Raw genomic sequence first — 19,720 nt, 5'->3', positions numbered from 1 at the left:
GGCCGCGAAGCGGCCGGAGAGGGGGCTTTCATAGGGCGAGTTCGTCGCCGGATCCTTGGTCAGGGCGGCGCCAGTCCCCTCTCCGTCTCGGCTTCGCCGAGCCACCTCTCCCCCACCTTCGTGGGGGCGAGGAACAGCACTACACCGGCCGCCACATCTGCAGGATCGAGGCGGCCAGCAACAGGCCGAGCACGATATTGAGCGCGCGCCACTGGCGCTCCGTCTTGAGCAGACGGGCAAGCAGGGTTCCCGCCACGCACCACAGCGACAGCGAAAAGGCTGCGGTCAGCCCGAACACGGCGCCCAGCAGCAGCGCAAGCTGCAACGGGCCATCCGCCAGGGCCGCGAAGGATGCGGCGGCGCCGAGCCCCATGGCCCAGCCTTTCGGATTCATCCACTGGATGCCGGCGCCGCCGAAAAAGCTGTTCGGCCTGGCCATGCCGATGTCGAGGTTGGGCGGCCCGCTGCGGCCGATCTTGATCGCCAGCCAGATCAGATAGAGCGAGCCGGCGATCTTCATGGCAAGCTGCAGGGATGGAATGGCGGCCAGAAGTCCAGCCAGGCCTGCCGCGCCCGCGGCGGCCACGGTAGCCAGCCCCGCGGCGCTGCCGGCCATCAGCGGCACCGAACGGCGAAAGCCGAATTGTGCGCCCGACGCGGTCGACAACGTCGTGGCGATCCCGGGCGTCGAGGTCGAGACCAGCGCGAACAGGACCAGCGGGATGATGGTGTCGGACATGCGGGCCTCCCAATCGAGGAGCAGACATGCTTAGGCGCTTGGCAGCATCAGTAAATGCAATGTTTGGCATGGCTTGCATTAGCGATTATAATACCGGGCATGATCCGCGATCTCGACATGACCCTTATCCGCACCTTCGTCACCACCGCCGACAAGGCCAGCATGACGGCGGCCGCCAATGCGCTTCACCTGACGCAAGGCGCCGTCAGCCAGCAGATCAAGCGGCTGGAGCAGGTGCTCGGCCAGAGCCTGTTCGAGCGCGACCGCCGCGGCCTGAGGCTGACGCGGGTGGGCGAGCGGCTGCTCGACAAGGCCCGCCGCTTGCTGCAGCTCAATGACGAGATCCTTGCCGAGATCAGGGGAAGGGCGGTTGCCGGGCAGGTGCGGATCGGCGTACCTTACGACCTTGTCGGCACGCTGCTCGCGCCCGTGCTGAAGGCCTATGCGGAAGCCTATCCGCAGGTGGAGATTTCGCTGATCTGCGCGTCCTCGCCGGAACTCGCGGCGGCCCTGGCGGCGGGCACCATCGACCTTGCCGTCATCGAGGAGCGTGTCGGCCCGACCCTTGGCGAATGCCTGCTCGTCGACCGGCTGGTCTGGGTCGGCGCCAGAGGCGGGACGGCACGCCTGAAGCGGCCGCTGCCGGTTTCGATCGTCGCCGACACCTGCGCCTTCCGACCGGCGGTGCTGGCCGCACTTGGCGAACACGGGCTCGACTGGCGCACAGTGTTCGAAAACGGCAACATCGATGCCACGACCGCGACGGTGCGCTCGGACCTTGCCGTGACCGCATGGCTTGCCTCGACGGTTCCCGCCGATCTCGACATATTGTCAGACGCCGGCCTTCCGGCGCTGCCGAATTTCTCCGTCAACCTGCATCTGCCGAAACATGCCGCCGCGCCAGCCGCAAAGGCTTTTGCCAGCCATATCCGCGAAGGTCTTTCCCGCTATCGGCAGGCGGCGTGACGCGGCGTCAGCCTTTCGCTGCCATGGCGACCGCCAATTGCGCGTCGAAAGCGCGCTTGAAGGCCGGCCGCGCCTCGCCGCGGGCGACATAGGCGGCAACGTTCGGGAATTCGTTCAGCAGTCCCGATCTCTGCAGCCGGCGCAACACGCCCACCATGACAAGGTCGCCGGCGCTGAAGGCGCCATCGAGCCAATCACTATCGCCGAGATGGCGGGCAAGATCGGCCAGCCGCTTGCGGATGCGGTCGTCAACCAAGGGCAGGCGCTGGTCGTGCCACGGTGCGTCGCGCTCCAGAATCACGGCAGTCGCGCGGTCCAGGATCGGCTGCTCGATGGTGCTGAAGGCTGCGAACATCCAGGCGACGGCGCGCGCCCGTGCGTTCGCGTCCTCCGGCAACAGGCCCGCGTGACGCACCGCGATGTGAAGGACGATCGCGCCTGACTCGAACAGGGTGAGATCGCCTTCTTCATAGGTCGGGATACTGCCGAAGGGATTGATCGCAAGGTGCGCGGGTTGCTTCATCGCATCGAACGAAACGAGGCGAATATCATAGGGCTGGCCGACTTCCTCGAGCGCCCAGCGCACGTGCATGTCGCGCGCGAGCCCCCTGCCGCCATCGGGCGATCGTTCAAAGGCGGTGATCGTGGGCATCATTGGCGGCTCCTGACCGTTCAATCGTCGTTCGAAAGAGAGGCAATGCGCGGCGGGTCTGCCCGCCGCGCGACAGCTTTGTGCTACTTCCAATTTTTGCGCCGTTCGAGCTCGGCTTCCGAAGGCTCCTGCTGGGCAAACGAGCCGGTACGGATTTCGCCTCCGCGCTCATAGGTCGCCATGATGACGCCGGTGGTGGAAGCCTGCGATTTGACCAGCTTGAAGGCCGCCGGCATCGCGTCGTCGCCGAACAGCCGCTTGCCCTTGCCCAGCAGCAGCGGGAAGGTCATCAGCCGGATCTCGTCGATCAGCCCGTTGGCGAGCAGGGTCTGGATCAGATTGCCCGATCCCTGGATGAGCAGGTCGGGTCCATCTTCCTGCTTGAGCTCCTTGAGCCTTGCAACGACATCCGGTCCGAGCGACTGCGTGTTCTGCCAGGTCAGCGTATCCGGCCGGTGCGTCGCCACATATTTGACCGCGGGGTTGAAGACAGCCGCGATCGGATCTTTCTGATACGGCCAGTACGCGGCGAAGATATCGTAGGTTCTGCGGCCGAGCAGCAGGTCGAACGGCTTGGAGAACATTTCCTCCATGGCCGCGCCTGCCACCTCGTCAAAATAATGGAAGGTCCAGCCGCCGAATTTGAAGCCGCCGACCGGATCCTCTTCCGGCCCGCCCGGCGCCTGCATGACACCGTCGAGGCTAACGAATGTGGCGGCGATGATCTTGCGCATCTGTCTTCTCCCTTTCACGATCCGCGCCGTCGCGGCCGGATTTCTGCCTAAGGCATTCGACGCATTCCTGACGGAAAACCGCTTCGCACTTTTCCTGGAATTGCTCCAAGGACGAACGGCAAGGCTGATCTCCGACACAGCCCCGCGAATTTCTAGCGCGTGTCGTCGACGCGAATGGCGCGTGACGAGAACCAGACCTCGCCGAAGACGGCGGTTGCCGTCCGGTCCGGCGCCTTGTCTTCCCTCAGCCAGATCGAGCGCGTGCGCGCGGCGCGCTCACGTGTCGGTATTTTTGCGCCCGGCTCGGCAGTGGAGGCGCCGACGCAAGGGATGAACCAGGAGCCCATGAAGGGCCGACAGGCAAAGCCGTTTTCCAGGCGCATTACGACCACCGCGAGGCCGACTGTTTCGGAGGGACGCCACGGAAAGATCATGCGGCCGCCGGGCTTCAGCGCTTTCAGCCACGCGGCGGGCGGCGCGACGACGCCGGCATTGACATAGACGATGTCGGAGGGCGGCAAAGGGTTGGCGACGGCGTCGCCATGGATCACCTCGATGTTGCGGTACCGGGCCAGGTTCGCCTTGGCGCGCGCGGCAAGATCGGCCTCGATCTCGAAGGCGGTGACGCCGCCCCCCGGCTCGACCAGCCTCGCCAGCAGCGCCGTGTAATAGCCTGTGCCGGCGCCGATATGGGTGACGTGCTCGCCAGGCTTCGGCTCGACCTTGCCGAGCCACATCGCGTGCAGCATCGGCTCGCCATTGTTGATGCCCTTGTCGGCATCGAGCACGACGAGAACATTCTGGTAAATGTAACCAGGATCGGCGCTCGGCGTCTGGAACCGGCCTTCGCCGGCAAAGACGGTCCATGGCCCCGGACCCAGGAAGGCCTCGCGCGGCACCGCGGCGAACACCTCCTCGATGCGTGGATCGGCCGACCGGGCGTGCGCAGCCATCAGCCTGGCGTAGAATCTGCGGGCTTCGTCCGGTTTGGCCATGGCGCGAAGATAGCGCGGCCGGCGCGAATGTCGCGGTCAGCCGGCGAAGGTGTCGTAGAGGAGCTTGAAGTTGAGAATGAGGATGACAGCGGCAACCACCCAGGCCAACGCCGCAACGCCGCGCGGTATGGCGAAATTGCCCATCTTCTTCTTGTCCGACACGAACTGCACCAGCGGCACCACCGCGAAAGGCAGCTGCATCGACAGGATCACCTGGCTGAAGACGAGCAGCTGGCCGGTTCCCTTCTCGCCATAGAGTGCCGTGACGACCACCACGGGGACGATGGCAATGCCGCGCGTCACCAGGCGCCGCGCCCATTGCGGGATGCGCAGGCGCAGGAAGCCTTCCATCACGATCTGGCCGGCGAGCGTCGCGGTGACGGTCGAGTTGAGGCCGGAGGCAAGCAGCGCGACGGCGAACAGGATCGAGGCGATGCCCAGGCCGAGCAGCGGCGACAGCAGCTCGAAGGCCTGGCCGATCTCGGCGACGTGGTGATGGCCGGTATCGTGGAAGGCGACCGCCGCGACGATCAGGATCGACGCATTGACGAACAGCGCCAGGATCAGCGCGATGGTCGAATCCGTCGTCGCCCATTTGATGGCGTCGCGCTTGCCGGCATCGGTGCGCTCATAGGCGCGGGTCTGCACGATCGAGGAATGCAGATAGAGATTATGCGGCATGACTGTCGCGCCGATGATGCCGATGGCGATGTAGAGCATCGCCGGATTGGTGACGATCTCCGGCGATGGCACGAACATCGAATGCAGGATCGTGCCGGCCGGCGGCGCGGCGACGAAGATCTGGATGGCAATGCAGCCGAAGATGATGATCAGCAGCGCGACGACGAAGGCCTCGAGATAGCGGAAGCCCTTGTTCATCAGCAGCAGCACAAGGAAAGCGTCGAGCGCGGTCAGCATGGCGCCGCCGATCAGCGGAATGCCGAACAGAAGCTGCAGCGCGATCGCCGTGCCGATCACCTCGGCGAGGTCGCAGGCGATGATGGCCAGCTCGCAGGCGATCCAGAGCAGCAGATTGACCGGGCGCGGATAATAGGCGCGGCAGGCCTGGGCGAGGTCGCGGCCGGTGGCGATGCCGAGACGCGCGGCAAGCGCCTGCAGCAGGATCGCCATCAGGTTCGACAGCATGATGATGAAAAGCAGCGTATAGCCGAACTGGGCACCACCGGCGAGGTCGGTCGCCCAGTTGCCTGGGTCCATATAGCCGACCGAGACCATGTAGCCCGGCCCCATGAAGGCGAACAGGTGGCGGAACCAGACGCCGGTCCGCGGCACCGCGATCGAGGCGTTCACCTCGCGCAGGCTCGGCTGCTCGTCGTCGGGCCTGTCGAATCGCCATGCGGGTCGGGCTACGGTTGCTGCATCGGCATCGGACATGGGATTTCCGCTGGAATTGTCGAACGTGCCCCTTATCTACGCCATGGCTCAACATTATGCAATATGCTATATTTCATTGATCCTGCTTTCGTGATGAGCCGAGACAAGGCTGGCGGCGGGCTGCTGCAAACGCCGGTTGCGCATGAGCGGGAATGCAAATAAACGGCCGGACCATCAGGGGTTCGTGCTATGGATGCGGTCCCGATTCAAGGAGGAGCGCGGATTGGCGCTGAGGAACAAACCGGTTCGACGCGAAGAGCCGCTTCCCGATGCCGAAATCCATTCGGCGGGTTTCCGGCAGACGCGCGAGGCGCGTCGTAGCGCGCTGGTCGAGGACTATGTCGAGCTGATCGCCGACCTGATCGAGGACGGCAATGAAGCGCGGCAGGTGGATATCGCGGCAAGGCTCGGCGTCGCGCAGCCGACGGTGGCAAAGATGCTGACCAGGCTGTGCGCCGACGGGCTGGTCTCGCGAAAGCCCTATCGGGGCGTGTTCCTGACCGAGGCCGGCCGCAGGGTCGCCGAGCAAAGCCGCATCCGCCACCAGACGGTCGAGGCCTTCCTGCGCTCTCTCGGCGTCAGCGCCGAGACGGCGCGCATCGACGCCGAGGGCATCGAGCACCATGTCAGCGCCGAAACGCTAGAAGCTTTCCGCCGGGCGATGACCTCCGCTCGTTGAGCTCGGGCTCGATACGAGAATAGCGCTGCAGGACGCAAAGTGTCGGTACCGACCTCGCGAAAAATACTGACTTGACGTATTCGTTGCGATAATTGTCTGCAGGGGGCGGTGGCATGCCGGTCCCTCCAGGACGTTCGTGTCGCGAGGAGTTGCCATGCTTTGGAGAGGCCGTCGTCAGAGCGACAACATCGAAGACGAACGCAGCGACAGCGGCGGCGGGCCTGGCGGCGGATTGGGCGGCGGTGGCCAGTTCCGCATCCCCATCGGCGGCCGTACCGGTGGCGGCGGCAGCATCATCCTGGTTATCCTTGTCGTGCTCGCAGGATGGTATTTCGGCTTCGATCCATCGCAGATCCTGGGTGACGGCAGCGGCGGCCTGGTGCCGGGAGACGGCGGCCAGATCTCCGACACACAGGACAATGGCAACGCCCCCGCCAATGACGAGATGAAGCAGTTCGTCGCGACCGTGCTTGCCGATACCGAGGACACCTGGACCGGCATTTTCAAGTCCGAAGGGCTGACCTACCAGGATCCCAAGCTGGTGCTGTTCAGTGGCCAGGTCCGTTCGGCCTGCGGCTTCGCCTCGGCGGCGGCCGGGCCGTTCTACTGCCCGGGCGATCGCAAGGTCTATCTCGACATGACCTTCTTCCAGCAGCTCGATCAGCAGTTCGGCGCGTCCGGCGAGTTCGCCCGTGCCTATGTGGTGGCGCATGAGGTCGGCCACCATGTGCAGAATCTCACCGGCATCATGGGCAAGTTCAACCAGATGCGGCAAGGCATGAGCGAGGCCGACGCCAACCAGCTGTCGGTCCGCATCGAGCTTCAGGCCGATTGCTTCGCTGGTGTCTGGGCACATTACACGCAGCAGAAGGGCATCCTGGAGCAGGGCGATATAGAAAGCGCGCTGAACGCGGCCAAGCAGATCGGCGACGACACGCTGCAGAAGAAAATGCAGGGCTATGTCGTGCCGGAAAGCTTCAACCACGGCACCTCGCAGCAGCGGCAGACGTGGCTGGCGCGCGGCATCAAGAGCGGCAAGCTGTCCGACTGCAACACGATGGGCGGTCCGATCTGACGCGGCCCTGCCGCTTCTTTGGCGGCGAGGATCGGCGATCAACGCGGCTGGCAAGTGATGTCAGGATGAGGCAATTGCGTTCGTTCGCGTATTGTTCCTATCGGCGACGTCGCCTATAAGATTCCTCCCGTCTTTGCCCCGGGCGGCCTGAGGAGATTATCATCATGATCGACCCCAAAACCGCCAGGCGGGGCCTTGCGCTCGTTTTCACCACGCTGCTGCTCGACGTCATCGGCTTCGGCATCATCATGCCGGTGCTGCCAGCCTATCTGGAGGAACTGAGCGGCGTCACAGTCAGCCAGGCCGCGATCGAGGGCGGCTGGCTGTTCTTCGTCTATGCGGCGATGCAGTTCGTCTTCGCGCCGATCATGGGCGGCTTAAGCGACCGGTTCGGCCGGCGGCCGATCCTGCTTGCCTCGGTGCTGACCTTTTCCATCGACAACCTGATCTGCGCCATCGCCTGGTCCTATCCGATGCTGTTCATCGGCCGCGTGCTCGCCGGTGTTTCCGGCGCCAGCTATTCGACGACATCCGCCTTCATCGCCGACATCTCGAACGACGAGAACCGGGCGAAGAATTTCGGCCTACTCGGCATCGCCTTCGGCGTCGGCTTCGTCATCGGCCCGGTGCTGGGCGGTCTGCTCGGCACGTTCGGGCCGCGCGTGCCGTTCTATTTCGCCGCAGCACTTGCCTTCGTGAATTTCCTGATCGCGATGTTCCTGCTGCCGGAGACGCTGGACGAGAAGCATCGTCGCCGTTTCGAATGGAGGCGCGCCAATCCGGTCGGCACGCTCATGCAGATGCGCAATTACCCCGGCATCGGCTGGATCGGGCTGGTGTTCTTCCTGATGACGCTCGGCCATATGATGTATCCGGCGGTGTGGGCGTTCGTCTCCAACTACCGCTATGGCTGGAACCAGCAGCAGATCGGCTTCTCGCTCGGCGCCTTCGGCTTGTGCGGGGCGATCATCATGGCGACGGTGCTGCCGCGGATCATTCCGAAACTTGGTGAGTGGAGGACAGCGGCGATCGGCCTGACCTTCACCGCGCTCAGCGCCTTCGGTTACGCGTTTTCGACGCAAGGCTGGATGATCTATGCGGTGATCGTGGCCGGTTGCCTGGAAGCGCTCGCAGATCCGCCGCTCAGGAGCCTCGCCGCCGCCAAGGTGCCGCCCTCGGCGCAGGGCGAATTGCAGGGCGCGATGACCTCGATCTTCTCGATCACCTCGATCGTCACGCCGCTGCTCTACACCGCGATATTTTCCTGGTTCACGGGCCCGGCGGCGCCGGTCGTGTTCGGCGGCGCTCCCTATGTGCTGGGCGCGATTTTCCTGACGCTGGCGGTGATCGTCTTCGTGACTAAGGTGGCCAAGCCGACGCCGAAGGAAGTCGAGCGCATGCATGCGCCGGAAGTGGTCACCGACGCTGCTTAGGCTGGTGGTTTAGGCTAGGAGCGTTCTGCCAGCGCTTCCTCGCCGCGCCGTTCGCGGATCAGGTTGACGAAGCGCCGGAACAGGTAATGCGAATCCTGCGGGCCGGGCGAGGCCTCGGGATGATGCTGAACCGAGAACACTGGACGGCCGGTCAGGGCGATGCCGCAATTCGACCCGTCGAAGAGCGAGACATGGGTTTCCTCGACGCCTTCGGGCAGCGAGTCCGCGTCGACGGCGAAACCGTGGTTCATTGACACGATCTCGACCTTGCCGGTGGTGTGGTCCTTGACCGGATGGTTGGCGCCGTGATGGCCCTGGTGCATCTTCTCGGTCTTGCCGCCGAGCGCCAGCGCCAGCATCTGATGGCCGAGGCAAATGCCGAACACCGGGATGTCGGTCTTCAAGAGATCCTGGATCACCGGCACGGCATATTCGCCGGTCGCTTCCGGATCGCCGGGGCCGTTCGATAGGAAGATGCCGTCCGGCTGCATGGCCATGATCTCCTCGGCGCCGGTCTTGGCCGGCACGACGGTGACCTTGGCGCCGAGACCCGCAAGCAGGCGCAGGATGTTGCGCTTGACGCCATAGTCGACGGCCACGACGTGCATGGAAGGCTCGCTCCGCTCGCCATAACCTTCGTTCCAGATCCAGGGCGTCTCGCGCCAGACCGAAGACTGGCCCGACGTGACCTCCTTGGCGAGATCGAGGCCGATCAGACCCGACCAGGCAGCCGCCTGCCGCTTCAAATCCTCGATGTCGAAGACGCCGTCGGGCGCATGCGCGATGACGGCATTGGGCATGCCCTTCTCGCGGATCAGCACAGTCAGCGCGCGGGTGTCGATGCCGGACAGCGCGACGATGCCGCGCCGCTTCAGCCACTGGTCGAGATGGCCGGCGGCGCGATAGTTGGACGGGTCGGTGACGTTGGCCTTGAAGATGGCGCCGACAGCGCCGGCGCGGGCGGCCGGATGCAAATCCTCGATGTCCTCGTCATTGGTGCCGACATTGCCGATATGCGGGAAGGTGAAGGTGACGATCTGGCCGGCGTAAGACGGATCGGTGAGGATTTCTTCATAACCGGTCAGGGCGGTGTTGAAGCACACTTCCGCAACCGCCGATCCCGTGGCGCCAAGGCCGCGGCCTTCGATCACCGTGCCGTCGGCGAGTACCAGAAGGGCGGTCGGCTTTTCGGTTGCCCACGGGGCGGTGGTCGTGGCCATGGCGGCACTCCTGTCAGGCGCGGCAATCGGTCGGGAGGACCATTTGCGCAGCAAGGCGCGAAGCTGGATTGCCCGGCTCCCACGCGTCAACTCATTGTCTCATGCAGGACCGAGTACATAGGCGAACGCGCCGGAGCGGTCAATGCGGCGCCCCCAGACCACGGCCGATTTGCTTTCGTCCAGCAATATCAGCGGCTTGGCGGGATTTGCGTTGGCCGTTCGGCAAAGCTATTGTCCGCCGCGTTCGAAGGAGAAGCACGATGCGCGAGAAAATCGCCGAATCCATGAAGAGCGCGATGAAGGCACAGGACAAGCACCGCCTGCCGACACTGCGGCTGATCCAGGCCGCCATCCACGACCGCGACATCGCCAATCGCGGCGCCGGAAAGCCGCCGGCGAGCGAGGAGGAGATCCTGCAGATTCTCGCCAAGATGGTGAAGCAGCGCGAGGAATCCGCCAAGGCTTTCGAGGATGGCAAGCGGCCGGAGCTGGCGGCGCAGGAGCGCGGCGAGATGGCGATCATCCGCGAGTTCCTGCCGACGCAGCTCGACGACGCGGCGATCCAGGCTGCGGCGCGCGAGGCGATCGCGGCGACGGGCGCGGCCAGCCAGAAGGACATGGGCAAGGTGATCGGCGCGCTGAAGCAGAAATATGCCGGCCAGATGGACTTCGCCAAGGCGAGCGCCCTCATCAAGGGGTTGCTGCAATAGACGACGGTGTCAGTCCTTGCAGATCGGCACCGGCTGCGGCGGTGGTGCCGGATGATCCTTCTTGTACTTGGCGATGATCGGCTCCAGCATCTTCTTCGGCCAGAATTTGGGAGTGCCGATCTCCTTCAGGCAGGAGGCGTTCCAATAGGTGCCCGCATTTGAGAGCGCCTGGCCGGCAGCCTTGGCCCGGGCGACAGCGGCGATGTCGCGTGATTCCGGATAGATGTAGAGCGTCGTCGGGTTGTTCTTCACGAGGGGGATGATCTGCTCGGCGTCGGCGGGCGACCAGCTGGTGCAGCCATTGCTGCGGCCGCCGGCATAGTTCACCAGCTTGCCGAACGGAACGAGGCCGTCATGGTCGGCGTAGGAGCTTTGCGGGCTCTTGCGCATGCACAGGCCCTTCAAGATCGCGGCCGGATGGCCGCCGATCACGCGCTGTCTGGCGTTCGCCGCCTCGCCTTCGCCGTCGAACTGGATGAAGCTGCGCATGAACACCGCGTTCTGCGCGCCGACACGATAGTAGCCCTTGAAGGACGTCTTGGTCTCGGCCGTCATATAGGCGCCGCCGGCCGTCAGCGCCGAGTCCATGGCGTTGCCGAAATTCTTGGCGCAGCGCCTGCCGTTGGAGAAATCGGCAACGCCTTTCAGGTTGCGTCCGCCGCCATGGCCCGAGGAAACCGCGCGGAAGAGCTGCTTGCTTTCACAAATGATGTAGTAGCGCTGGCCAGGCACGCTGTTGCCCAAATCCGCGGGACGCGTGGCATCCATGGCGAAGTAGCAGGGGTTGCTGACCGAACCTTCGCTGACCTTCTTCTGGTAGAGCGCGCGCGCCCGCTCCAGCACGACCTGAGAGATCTGGCCTTCGCCATCGCCGACATGGCGCTGCAACCAGTCGGGAACGGTCGACGGCCGCAAGGCCGCAAAAGAGCTGACCGATGCCGTCAGGGCGGCCAGGATCGCGACAAGGCAGAAGATGGCTGCGCCCCGCGGAACAGATCTCAACCGCACCCTCTTGCCCCTCCCGTCGAAATGTCTCGTACCCGTGAATCAGCATGGACGATTATAGAAGGTCTCGCACGCATCGGCGAAACACTTCTAGTTTAGCGACGCCTTTTGGAGGTCGGATTTTCGGCCCGCCTCGATTAAGCTATGATCTGATTCCGGCGCGCCCACGCCTCCTCCCTCCGTCGGGAAGCATCGTTCATGCAGGGCAGTTTATCACCGAACCAACTGTTCGAGCGCCAGACATAAGGAGGGGTTGTCAAGACTGCTCGCGGCAGGAGGTTTTTCGATGCGGTTTTCCGCACCCGTCTATCATCTGAAGCGCCAGGCGCGGCTTCTGTCCCGCAGCGAAAATGTGCCCCTCCACCAGGCGCTCGACCGCGTTGCCGCCAAGCAAGGCTTCGGCAGTTGGAGCCTGCTTGCGGCCAAGGCTGCCGAGGCTGCGCCAGCCGGCGCCCTGTTGGCGCGGCTGATCCCCGGCGACATGGTCCTCGTGGCGGCGCGGCCGGGGCAGGGCAAGACGCTGATGAGCCTCGAACTTGCCGTGGCAGCCATGAAGCAAGGCAGTCGCGCCGTATTCTTCACCCTGGAATACATGCATGCCGATATCCTCGATCGGTTCCGTGACATCGGCGTCGACCCGGCCGATTTCAACCACCTGTTCGAGTTCGACAATTCCGACGCCATCAGCGCCGCCTACATCATCGAGACGTTGCGGGCGGCGCCGCGCGGCACGCTGGCGGTCATCGACTATCTGCAACTGCTCGACCAGAACCGGGAGAATCCGGAACTCATGGTCCAGATACACGCCTTGAAGTCGTTTGCCCGGGAACGGGGACTGGTGCTCATCTTCATCTCGCAGGTCGACAGGTCATATGATTGCGCCCGGAAAGCGTTCCCGGATATCGGCGATATCCGGCTGCCGAACCCGCTCGACCTGTCGCTGTTCGACAAAGCCTGTTTCCTGAACAAGGGCGAAATCCGGTTTCAGGCGACTTGAGAGCGATGCGTGTCGCTTCTATGCCGGTCTCGACAGGGAAGCCAAGCATGATCGAAATCGTCAAACCCGCGCTCGAACATTTGCCGTCCTACAAGGCGGCGCTCGAGCGCGGCTGGTCGCCCGACAATGTGCGGCTCCTCGAAGCGACGCGCGAGCAACTCGAGGCGATCGAGAAAGATCCCGTCGAATTTCTCGCCGGCCTTGATGACCCCGAAGCGAAAGGGCCGCCCATCGCTTTGCCCGACGGCACCAAGGTCGCGCGGCTGCCTGGATTCCGGCGCTGGATCTGGGACGGTGAGGCCGCCGGCTCGATCGGCTTTCGCTGGCAGAAGGGTACGTCGGAGCTGCCCTCGCATGTGCTTGGCCACATCGGCTATGCGGTGGTGCCGTGGAAGCGCAACCGCGGCTATGCCACTGAAGCGCTGCGGCTGATGCTGGACGAGGCGAGAGCGGTCGGGCTCCATTATGTCGAGATCACCAGTGATCTCGACAATCCTGCCTCGCACAAAGTGGTGCTTGCCAATGGCGGCAGGCTGGTCGGGCGGTTTGCCAAGCTTGCAGCCTATGGCGGCGCAGAGAGCCTGAGGTTCCGGATCGATCTTTAAAGCGCGTCGCGCTGAAACGGATTCAGGCGACGCGCTTTAAATCTTTGTTCTGATGCATGTCGTTGTCCCAGAACCGCTGCACACTTCTGGGCGACATGCATTAAATTATTCCGCGGCCGCCGGCAGCGGCGGTGTCGCGCGGCTGCGCCATTCCCAGGTCTGCGACGCAAAAGCCACCACGACCGCCACCAGCATGGCGAGCACGCCGGCCAGCGGCAGGCTGCGATAGCCCAGGCCGGCATTGAGCATCGCCGCGCCCAGCGAGGCAGCCAGCGCGATACCGACATTGAAGCCGGACGGGATCAGCGAGGAGGCGAGGTTGGAGGCATCGGCCGTCCAGGCGAGGATGCGCGTCTGGATCGGCGCGCCGATGGCGAAATTGAGACCGCCCCAGATGACGATTGCCGCGACCATCGGCAACGGATAGGGGCTGACAAGATAGATGACGCCAAGCGTCACCGCCTGCAGGGCAAGCATGACGATGAGCGACGGCATCAGCTTCCAGTCGGCGAGCTTGCCGCCGACCAGGACGCCGATCGTGGCGCCGACGCCGTTGAGCAAAAGCACAAAGGGGATCAGGCCCTCGTCGAGGCCCGTGACCTCGAGCAGCATCGGCGTGATGTAGGTGAACAGCGCAAACTGGCCGATCATCAGCATCAGCATCAGGATCAGCGAGGTCCAGACCTGCTGGCGGCCGAGCACGCGAACTTCGCGCGCCAGCCCGGCTGGCCGGTTGGCGGCGCCCGCCGTGCGCGGCAGCAGCGCCAGCATGGCGAGGATCGCGACGAGGCCCAGCGCGCCCATCACCCAGAAGGTCGCGCGCCAGCCCCATAGGCTGCCGATCGCGGTGCCGGCGGGCACGCCGATGATATTGGAAACCGTCAGCCCCGAGAGAATGACCGCGACTGCCCGGCCGCGCTGGTCCTCGCGCACCAGGCTGACCGCAACCACCATGGCGACACCGAAATAGCAGCCATGCGCCACGGCAGTCGCGACACGCAGCAGAAGCATCGAGGTGAAATCGGGCGCCAGCGCGCAAGCCGCCTGGCCAAGGGTGAAAGCGATCGTGAGCCCAATCAGCAGCGTCTTGCGCGAGACTTTGCCGGTGGCCAAAGCCAGCAGCGGGCCGCCGATGGCAATGCCGCAGGCATAGCCGGAGACGAGATAGCCGGCGGTGGGCACCGAAACGCCGAGGCCCTGCGCCACCTCCGGCAGCACGCCGGCGATGACGAATTCGGTGGTGCCGAAGGCGAAGGCGGCAAGGAAAAGGGCAATCAGCGGCAGCATGTTCAAAACATAGGCGAGGAATGCACGTCTCAAACCATGCCTGCGCGGGCGCGGCAATGCAGAAATTGGCGATGGCGCTTTAGCTTTTCTTGACGGGACGCATCAAAGCCGGCCTGTCGCTTGCTGCTACGCTGCCGTTTTGCGCCCGTAAGGGATCTTCAGCCAGGCCCGTTCGTGCAGGTAGTAAAGCAGCGACTTGGTGACGACCTCGGTGAGCCCGATCGTGGCGGCGAGCTTGATGCTGCCGGTGACCACCAGGGAGATGATCATCGTGTCGATCGTGCCGGTGGCGCGCCATGAAAGCGCCTTGGCGAAGCTGCGCGAATGCGTGTCCATCGACGGATCGTCCTCCCAACAGGTCCACCGGCGATCCTTAGCCGACGGAAGCGAGGATGGGCAAAGACTAAATTTTTCGGCTGCCTTCGGCAGCCTTAGCTGGCCTTCAGCCGCGAGCCGCCGAGCAATCCGCGCTCCTCGAGCACCGGATAGGCGATCGAGGCGAGCAGCGAGTTGATCTGCTTCAGGTCGCGGATGGTGTCGAGGTGGATCGAGCTCGTCTCGACGCTCTTGGCGGTGCCGTCGCGCAGGCGCAGGAAGTGGCTGGCGCTGGCTTCCTTCTCGCGGTCGCGCAGCTGGTCCTTTTCGAGCACCAGCTGGCGGGCGGTTTCGGGATCGCGCGAGACCAGCACGTTGAAGGCGAGCCGCGCATTGGCGAGCACCGAGGAATGGAAGGCGCAGAGCTCCTGCCAGCCTTCCGGTGTGAATTCCAGGCCGCGCTCCAGCTTCTTCCTGACATGCACCAGCATGTTGCGCACGATGATGTCGCCGACCTGCTCCAGCTTGACGCAGGCGCCGATCAGTTCCTGGCACCGCAATGCCTCGTCCTCGGTCAGCGGATTCCTGGTGATCTTGGCGAGGTAGAGCTTGATCGCGGCGTGCTTCCTGTCGACACGGTCGTCGAGCGCGGCAAGCGCCTTGATCTTGGCGGGATCGGCATCCTCGTAAAGCTCGATGATGCGCTTCAGCATGATCTCGACCGTCTCGCAGACCCGCACCACTTCACGCGTCGCGTTGGCCAGCGCCTGGCTCGGCGTATCGAGGGCGCTTTCGTTCAGCGCCGAAAGCTCGACGACCTCGAGCGGGGCGGTCGGTTGCGGCTTGCTGCCCAGCGCGACGATCTTTTCGGACGCACGGTAGACGAGGCCGGCCAGCGGCAGACCGGCGAGCAGGATCAGCACGTTGAACAGGATGTGGGCGTTGACGATCTGGTCCGGCGCGGTTTTGCCGAGGAAGGCGACGTCCGGCTTGAAGGTCATGATCAGGACCAGCATGATCAGCGAGCCGAGGCCGCGCATCAAGAGATTGCCGATCGGCACGATGCGCACCTCCGGCGGCGCCGATCGCGTCAGCATCGGCGCAATCAGCGACGAACCGAGGTTGACGCCGAGCACCAGCACCACGCCGAGCTCCGGCGTGATCAACCCGCGGCCCGCCAGCGTCGCCATCAGAAGGACCGCGGCGATGCTCGACTGGAACAGCCAGGTGACCAGCGCGGCCAGGAGATAGGTGGTGATGGAGTCGCCCGAGAAATAATTGATGATCAGCGGCATCAACTGGCTGTTGCGCAGCGGCTCCGAGGCCTGCCCGATCATCTCCAGCGACAGGATCAGCAGGCCGACGCCGATCAGGATGCGACCCAGCTGGCGCCAGTCGCGCCGCTCGGTGGCCATGAACATGACCGTGCCCGCTATCAGGCATAGCGGCACCAAAAGCGTGAGGTCGAAGGTGAGCAGCTTGGCCACCAGCGCCGAGCCGATCTCGGCGCCGCGCACCGCCAATTGGCCGGCGGCGCCCGAAACGATGCCGGCGCCTGCGAAGGAGCCGACCAGCAGCGTCACCGCGGTCGAGCTCTGCAGCGCGACCGCCAGCCCGCAGCCGGCCAGCACCGCCATGATCGGATTGCGCATGGTGGCGCGCAGCCTGTGCCGCAGCACGTCGCCATAGGCGCGCTCGACCCCCGTCTTGACCATGCGGGTGGCGAACAGCATCAGCGCCACCGCGCCGGCAAGGTGCAGGAGGACGACGGAGCCGCTCACGGCCGACCTCGCAAGGCGGCTCCGGCGGCGTGGAGGGGGATACGAATCTTAGCCATATCGAGGCCTGGAAATATAGCAGTTAAGATTAGCCGAATAATAGATTTTTCTGATGCGATGATAGCCTCTGCTCGACGGACCATGTCGGAAATGAATGCAGGGCGCTTTGGTTGCACGGGGCGCGTGGCGGCGTTTCGGTCAGGATGAACCGCCGCTTGGACGGCAGCGCCGAGCGCAATCCGGAACCTTGTTGAAGCAGGCTCTGCAAGTATCGGAAACCATTACAGAATTGTAATCCTCATGTTCAGTTTCAGTTCATCCATTGGCGGCTATTTCTCCTGCCTATCGACAACAAGGAGCACCGACCATGAAGCGTCTCATACTTTCCGCCGTCACCGCCTCGATGCTGGCTGCATCGGCCTTCGCCGGCCAGGCCGCGCCGCTCGCCCAGCCGAGCACGCCGCAGTCGAGCTACACCCAGGTCGACTGGCAGAAGCCCGGCAGGCATGTCGACAAGCGGGTCATCGTCAAGAACAAGGTGGTGAGGCGCAGCCATTGGCGCAACGGCCAGAGATATTCCGACTGGAAGCGTCACCAGCCAGTCCGCGACTGGAACCGCTACGGCCTGCGCCGCCCTGGTCCCGGCCAGGAATGGATCCGCGTCGGCAACGACTATTTGCTGGTCAGCATCCTCTCCGGCATCGTCTTCGGCGCGATCGCCGCGCGGTAATCCGCGACAATCGCGAAATTCGGAAGGCGGCCACCCCCGGCCGCCTTCTTTTCGTCTGTGAAAAGCGGGTACGATGGGCCGGATGGGGTCGCCGTGCCCGGGCGGCTTGATTATATGGAGGGCAAACGAGTTCCCCGATGCGCTTTCCGCCCGCCTTCCTCGACGAGATACGCGACCGCGTGCCGATTTCGCAGGTCATCGGCACGCGCGTCGCATGGGACAGGAAGAAGACCAACGCGTCGCGCGGCGACTACTGGGCCTGCTGTCCTTTCCACGGCGAGAAGAGCCCGTCCTTCCATTGCGAGGACAAGAAGGGCCGCTATCACTGCTTCGGCTGCTCGGTTTCGGGCGACCATTTCAAGTTCCTCACCGAGCTAGACGGCATGAGCTTCCCCGAAGCCGTCGAGAAGATCGCCGAGATGGCCGGCGTGCCGATGCCGGTGCGCGACGAACAGGAAGAGCGGCGCGAGAAGGAACGCGCCAGCCTGACCGACGTCATGGAAATGGCGACCGCCTTCTTCCAGGAGCGGCTGCAGAGCGCCGACGGCGCCAAAGCCCGCGCGTATCTGCGCGACCGCGGGCTGACGCCGGCGACGCAGCAATCCTTCCGTCTGGGCTATGCGCCCGACAGCCGCAACGCGCTCAAGGAGCATCTTGCCGCCAAGGGCGTGCCGAAGGCGGATATCGAAGCCTGCGGCCTGGTGCGGCACGGCGACGACATTCCGGTCTCCTATGACTGGTTCCGCGACCGCATCATGTTTCCAATCCCGGATTCGCGCGGCAAGATCATCGCCTTCGGCGGGCGCGCGCTGGCACCCGACGCGCTCGCCAAATACATGAATTCGCCGGAGACGGAGCTCTTCCACAAGGGCAACGTGCTCTACAATTTCGCGCGCGCCCGCAAGGCGTTGGCCAAGGGCGGCACGGTGATCGCCGTCGAAGGTTATATGGACGTGATCGCGCTGGCGCAGGCAGGCTTCGAGAATGCCGTGGCGCCGCTCGGTACTGCGCTCACCGAAAACCAGCTCGAGCTTCTGTGGCGCATGGCGCCCGAGCCGGTGCTGTGCTTCGACGGCGACCAGGCCGGGCTGAAGGCGGCATGGCGTGCGGCCGATCTCGCGCTCCCGTCGGCGCAGACCGACCGCCGGGCGCGCTTTGCCTTGTTGCCGGAAGGCAAGGATCCCGACGATCTGGTCAAGGCCGAGGGGCCGGACGCGTTCCGCGCCGTGCTTGCCGATGCGCGGCCGCTGGACGAACTGTTATGGATGCGCGAGACGGCAGGCGGTGTCTTCGATACGCCGGAGCGGCGAGCTGAGTTGCGGAAAAGGCTGCGGGAGTTGACCAGCCGCATCCGTGACGAGAGCGTGCGTTATTACTATCAGCAGACAATGGACGAGCGGGAGCGGAACTTCTTCGGCTCCCAGCGGAGCGTTCGGCAAGGCCGTCAGGATTGGAAGCCAGGGCAGGGCAAGTCGCCCGTGCCCGGCGGGCAGTTCGCGAAAGGTGGGGCGGCCGGCGGGCGCGCCGCGATCACCGAGAGCCTGGGTCGCTCGGCGCTGGTCAAGCGGGCCGGCGAGGGGATGTCGGTGCGCGAAGCGACGATTATCGTGGCGCTGGTCAATCATCCGGCGCTGATCGACGAGAATTTCGCGCATGTCGAATTCCTCGACCTCGCCAATTCGGATTTGCGCAAGCTGCACGCGGCCATTCTCGACGCCATGGCGCATGAAGCGGCCGACGAGCGCGGCGCGGTCATCGCCACCATCGAGCGCGCCGGCTGCGGCGGCATCTGGGAGCGGGCTGTCGAGTTGATCAAGCGCGCGCGGCAATGGCCGGCGCTCGAAACCGCGGCGCTTGACGATGCCCGCGACGCCTTCAACCAGGCGCTCCACTTGCAGCGCAGCGCCCGCACATTACATAGAGAGCTGAAACAGGCGCAGGCGGCGCTCGATGCAGACCCTTCGGACGAAAACTTCCGGCATCTCGTCGAGATTCAAGCGCAATTCAACGATGTGCAGGCAACGGAAGCGCTGATCGAAGGATTCGGCGTCTCGTCGGGCAGGGTTGGCCGCGTTTAGGCCGAACACCACCCATTGGAAGTGAAGTGGAAATGCGCGGCGCGTCGAATCGACGCCTCTAAGTCGGGTAATTGATTCGCTTTTTTCATGCGAATCATGCCAGAGGCGCTTGACCTTCTGGCAGATTGGCGGAATCAGGACGATTCGAAACGTTAACCGTGCCACGGCATCGGCGGGAATTCGAGCGATGTGAGGCACCGGTGGCGACTGGACAGGCAAAGTGCCCGCTCCAGATATCAGGGTTAATCTGGACTTAATGCATGTCGCCCAAAAGTGGAAACCGGTTTGGGACAGAGACATGCACAAAACAAAAGAGATGACACGGTT

19 protein-coding genes are annotated in these 19,720 nt (G+C 64.4%); 9 read left to right on the top strand and 10 right to left on the bottom strand.

Features of this window, described 5'->3' with window-relative positions; genetic code table 11:
* Window positions 1–139: 139 nt before the first annotated feature.
* Window positions 140–739 (bottom strand): LysE family translocator, encoded by a 600-nt coding sequence (locus FJ423_RS01280; RefSeq protein WP_140838522.1) that lies wholly within the window; start codon window positions 737–739, stop codon window positions 140–142.
* Window positions 740–838: 99 nt separating this feature from the next.
* Between FJ423_RS01280 and FJ423_RS01275 the strand changes: the two genes are divergently transcribed.
* The gene (locus tag FJ423_RS01275) at window positions 839–1,705 is read left to right on the top strand and encodes a LysR substrate-binding domain-containing protein (RefSeq protein ID WP_140838520.1); all 867 of its coding nucleotides are present in this window, start codon (window positions 839–841) and stop codon (window positions 1,703–1,705) included.
* A 7-nt stretch (window positions 1,706–1,712) separates the two neighbouring features.
* Here FJ423_RS01275 and FJ423_RS01270 read toward each other — a convergent pair whose 3' ends face one another.
* The 4 genes from FJ423_RS01270 to FJ423_RS01255 form a co-directional block, all read right to left on the bottom strand.
* Window positions 1,713–2,360, bottom strand: a complete 648-nt coding sequence (locus FJ423_RS01270; protein ID WP_095766611.1) for a glutathione S-transferase family protein — start codon at window positions 2,358–2,360, stop codon at window positions 1,713–1,715.
* An 80-nt stretch (window positions 2,361–2,440) separates the two neighbouring features.
* A complete protein-coding gene (locus FJ423_RS01265) occupies window positions 2,441–3,091 on the bottom strand; it encodes a dihydrofolate reductase family protein (protein ID WP_140838518.1) in 651 nt (216 codons plus the stop codon).
* Window positions 3,092–3,243: 152 nt separating this feature from the next.
* Complete coding sequence (locus FJ423_RS01260; protein WP_140838516.1) at window positions 3,244–4,086, bottom strand: methyltransferase domain-containing protein; 843 nt, start codon at window positions 4,084–4,086, stop codon at window positions 3,244–3,246.
* A gap of 36 nt (window positions 4,087–4,122) precedes the next feature.
* Entirely contained in the window at window positions 4,123–5,481 is a 1,359-nt protein-coding gene (locus tag FJ423_RS01255; RefSeq protein ID WP_140838514.1) for an Nramp family divalent metal transporter, read from the bottom strand.
* A 223-nt stretch (window positions 5,482–5,704) separates the two neighbouring features.
* Here FJ423_RS01255 and mntR point away from each other — a divergent pair, with 223 nt between their 5' ends.
* The 3 genes from mntR (at window position 5,705) to FJ423_RS01240 (ending at window position 8,668) form a co-directional block, all read left to right on the top strand.
* Complete coding sequence (gene mntR, locus FJ423_RS01250) at window positions 5,705–6,160, top strand: manganese-binding transcriptional regulator MntR (RefSeq protein ID WP_176476973.1); 456 nt, start codon at window positions 5,705–5,707, stop codon at window positions 6,158–6,160.
* A 154-nt stretch (window positions 6,161–6,314) separates the two neighbouring features.
* On the top strand, window positions 6,315–7,235 hold the full coding sequence (locus tag FJ423_RS01245) for a neutral zinc metallopeptidase (RefSeq protein WP_140838512.1): 921 nt from the start codon (window positions 6,315–6,317) through the stop codon (window positions 7,233–7,235).
* Between the two features lie 164 nt (window positions 7,236–7,399).
* Window positions 7,400–8,668 (top strand): TCR/Tet family MFS transporter, encoded by a 1,269-nt coding sequence (locus FJ423_RS01240; protein ID WP_140838510.1) that lies wholly within the window; start codon window positions 7,400–7,402, stop codon window positions 8,666–8,668.
* 14 nt (window positions 8,669–8,682) lie between these two features.
* Here FJ423_RS01240 and carA read toward each other — a convergent pair whose 3' ends face one another.
* Window positions 8,683–9,888 (bottom strand): glutamine-hydrolyzing carbamoyl-phosphate synthase small subunit, encoded by a 1,206-nt coding sequence (carA, locus tag FJ423_RS01235; RefSeq protein WP_140838508.1) that lies wholly within the window; start codon window positions 9,886–9,888, stop codon window positions 8,683–8,685.
* Between the two features lie 260 nt (window positions 9,889–10,148).
* Here carA and FJ423_RS01230 point away from each other — a divergent pair, with 260 nt between their 5' ends.
* On the top strand, window positions 10,149–10,598 hold the full coding sequence (locus FJ423_RS01230) for a GatB/YqeY domain-containing protein (RefSeq protein WP_140838506.1): 450 nt from the start codon (window positions 10,149–10,151) through the stop codon (window positions 10,596–10,598).
* Window positions 10,599–10,607: 9 nt separating this feature from the next.
* Here the strand turns inward: FJ423_RS01230 and FJ423_RS01225 are convergent, their stop codons facing one another.
* A complete protein-coding gene (locus FJ423_RS01225; protein WP_140838504.1) occupies window positions 10,608–11,606 on the bottom strand; it encodes a hypothetical protein in 999 nt (332 codons plus the stop codon).
* A 283-nt stretch (window positions 11,607–11,889) separates the two neighbouring features.
* On the opposite strand from FJ423_RS01225, the gene FJ423_RS01220 reads away from it, so the two are divergent.
* Entirely contained in the window at window positions 11,890–12,600 is a 711-nt protein-coding gene (locus tag FJ423_RS01220) for a DNA helicase (RefSeq protein WP_140838502.1), read from the top strand.
* Between the two features lie 47 nt (window positions 12,601–12,647).
* Window positions 12,648–13,205, top strand: a complete 558-nt coding sequence (locus FJ423_RS01215) for a GNAT family N-acetyltransferase (protein ID WP_140838500.1) — start codon at window positions 12,648–12,650, stop codon at window positions 13,203–13,205.
* Window positions 13,206–13,310: 105 nt separating this feature from the next.
* Here the strand turns inward: FJ423_RS01215 and FJ423_RS01210 are convergent, their stop codons facing one another.
* The 3 genes from FJ423_RS01210 to FJ423_RS01200 form a co-directional block, all read right to left on the bottom strand.
* Window positions 13,311–14,492 carry an MFS transporter gene (locus FJ423_RS01210; RefSeq protein ID WP_140838840.1) on the bottom strand — a complete coding sequence of 394 codons (1,182 nt, stop codon included), beginning with the start codon at window positions 14,490–14,492 and terminating at the stop codon, window positions 13,311–13,313.
* Between the two features lie 126 nt (window positions 14,493–14,618).
* The gene (locus tag FJ423_RS01205) at window positions 14,619–14,828 is read right to left on the bottom strand and encodes a DUF2061 domain-containing protein (RefSeq protein WP_095766624.1); all 210 of its coding nucleotides are present in this window, start codon (window positions 14,826–14,828) and stop codon (window positions 14,619–14,621) included.
* Window positions 14,829–14,923: 95 nt separating this feature from the next.
* Window positions 14,924–16,588, bottom strand: a complete 1,665-nt coding sequence (locus tag FJ423_RS01200; protein WP_140838498.1) for a Na/Pi cotransporter family protein — start codon at window positions 16,586–16,588, stop codon at window positions 14,924–14,926.
* A gap of 364 nt (window positions 16,589–16,952) precedes the next feature.
* On the opposite strand from FJ423_RS01200, the gene FJ423_RS01195 reads away from it, so the two are divergent.
* Together FJ423_RS01195 and dnaG are read left to right on the top strand one after the other, a co-directional pair.
* Window positions 16,953–17,315 carry an RcnB family protein gene (locus tag FJ423_RS01195; protein ID WP_140838496.1) on the top strand — a complete coding sequence of 121 codons (363 nt, stop codon included), beginning with the start codon at window positions 16,953–16,955 and terminating at the stop codon, window positions 17,313–17,315.
* A 137-nt stretch (window positions 17,316–17,452) separates the two neighbouring features.
* Complete coding sequence (gene dnaG / locus FJ423_RS01190) at window positions 17,453–19,393, top strand: DNA primase (RefSeq protein WP_140838494.1); 1,941 nt, start codon at window positions 17,453–17,455, stop codon at window positions 19,391–19,393.
* The last annotated feature ends 327 nt before the right edge of the window (window positions 19,394–19,720 follow it).

The organism is Mesorhizobium sp. B2-8-9, assembly GCF_006439475.1.
Lineage (GTDB): Bacteria > Pseudomonadota > Alphaproteobacteria > Rhizobiales > Rhizobiaceae > Mesorhizobium.
The sequence above is the reverse complement of the archived record's forward strand: the minus strand, read 5'-3'. Positions and strand labels throughout refer to the sequence as shown.

Coding starts and splice junctions, on each gene's coding strand:
- FJ423_RS01280 (WP_140838522.1), bottom strand. CDS start 739: ATGTCCGACACCATCATCCCGCTGGTCCTGTTCGCGCTGGTCTCGACC.
- FJ423_RS01275 (WP_140838520.1), top strand. CDS start 839: ATGATCCGCGATCTCGACATGACCCTTATCCGCACCTTCGTCACCACC.
- FJ423_RS01270 (WP_095766611.1), bottom strand. CDS start 2,360: ATGATGCCCACGATCACCGCCTTTGAACGATCGCCCGATGGCGGCAGG.
- FJ423_RS01265 (WP_140838518.1), bottom strand. CDS start 3,091: ATGCGCAAGATCATCGCCGCCACATTCGTTAGCCTCGACGGTGTCATG.
- FJ423_RS01260 (WP_140838516.1), bottom strand. CDS start 4,086: ATGGCCAAACCGGACGAAGCCCGCAGATTCTACGCCAGGCTGATGGCT.
- FJ423_RS01255 (WP_140838514.1), bottom strand. CDS start 5,481: ATGTCCGATGCCGATGCAGCAACCGTAGCCCGACCCGCATGGCGATTC.
- FJ423_RS01245 (WP_140838512.1), top strand. CDS start 6,315: ATGCTTTGGAGAGGCCGTCGTCAGAGCGACAACATCGAAGACGAACGC.
- FJ423_RS01240 (WP_140838510.1), top strand. CDS start 7,400: ATGATCGACCCCAAAACCGCCAGGCGGGGCCTTGCGCTCGTTTTCACC.
- carA (WP_140838508.1), bottom strand. CDS start 9,888: ATGGCCACGACCACCGCCCCGTGGGCAACCGAAAAGCCGACCGCCCTT.
- FJ423_RS01230 (WP_140838506.1), top strand. CDS start 10,149: ATGCGCGAGAAAATCGCCGAATCCATGAAGAGCGCGATGAAGGCACAG.
- FJ423_RS01220 (WP_140838502.1), top strand. CDS start 11,890: ATGCGGTTTTCCGCACCCGTCTATCATCTGAAGCGCCAGGCGCGGCTT.
- FJ423_RS01215 (WP_140838500.1), top strand. CDS start 12,648: ATGATCGAAATCGTCAAACCCGCGCTCGAACATTTGCCGTCCTACAAG.
- FJ423_RS01210 (WP_140838840.1), bottom strand. CDS start 14,492: ATGCTGCCGCTGATTGCCCTTTTCCTTGCCGCCTTCGCCTTCGGCACC.
- FJ423_RS01205 (WP_095766624.1), bottom strand. CDS start 14,828: ATGGACACGCATTCGCGCAGCTTCGCCAAGGCGCTTTCATGGCGCGCC.
- FJ423_RS01195 (WP_140838496.1), top strand. CDS start 16,953: ATGAAGCGTCTCATACTTTCCGCCGTCACCGCCTCGATGCTGGCTGCA.
- dnaG (WP_140838494.1), top strand. CDS start 17,453: ATGCGCTTTCCGCCCGCCTTCCTCGACGAGATACGCGACCGCGTGCCG.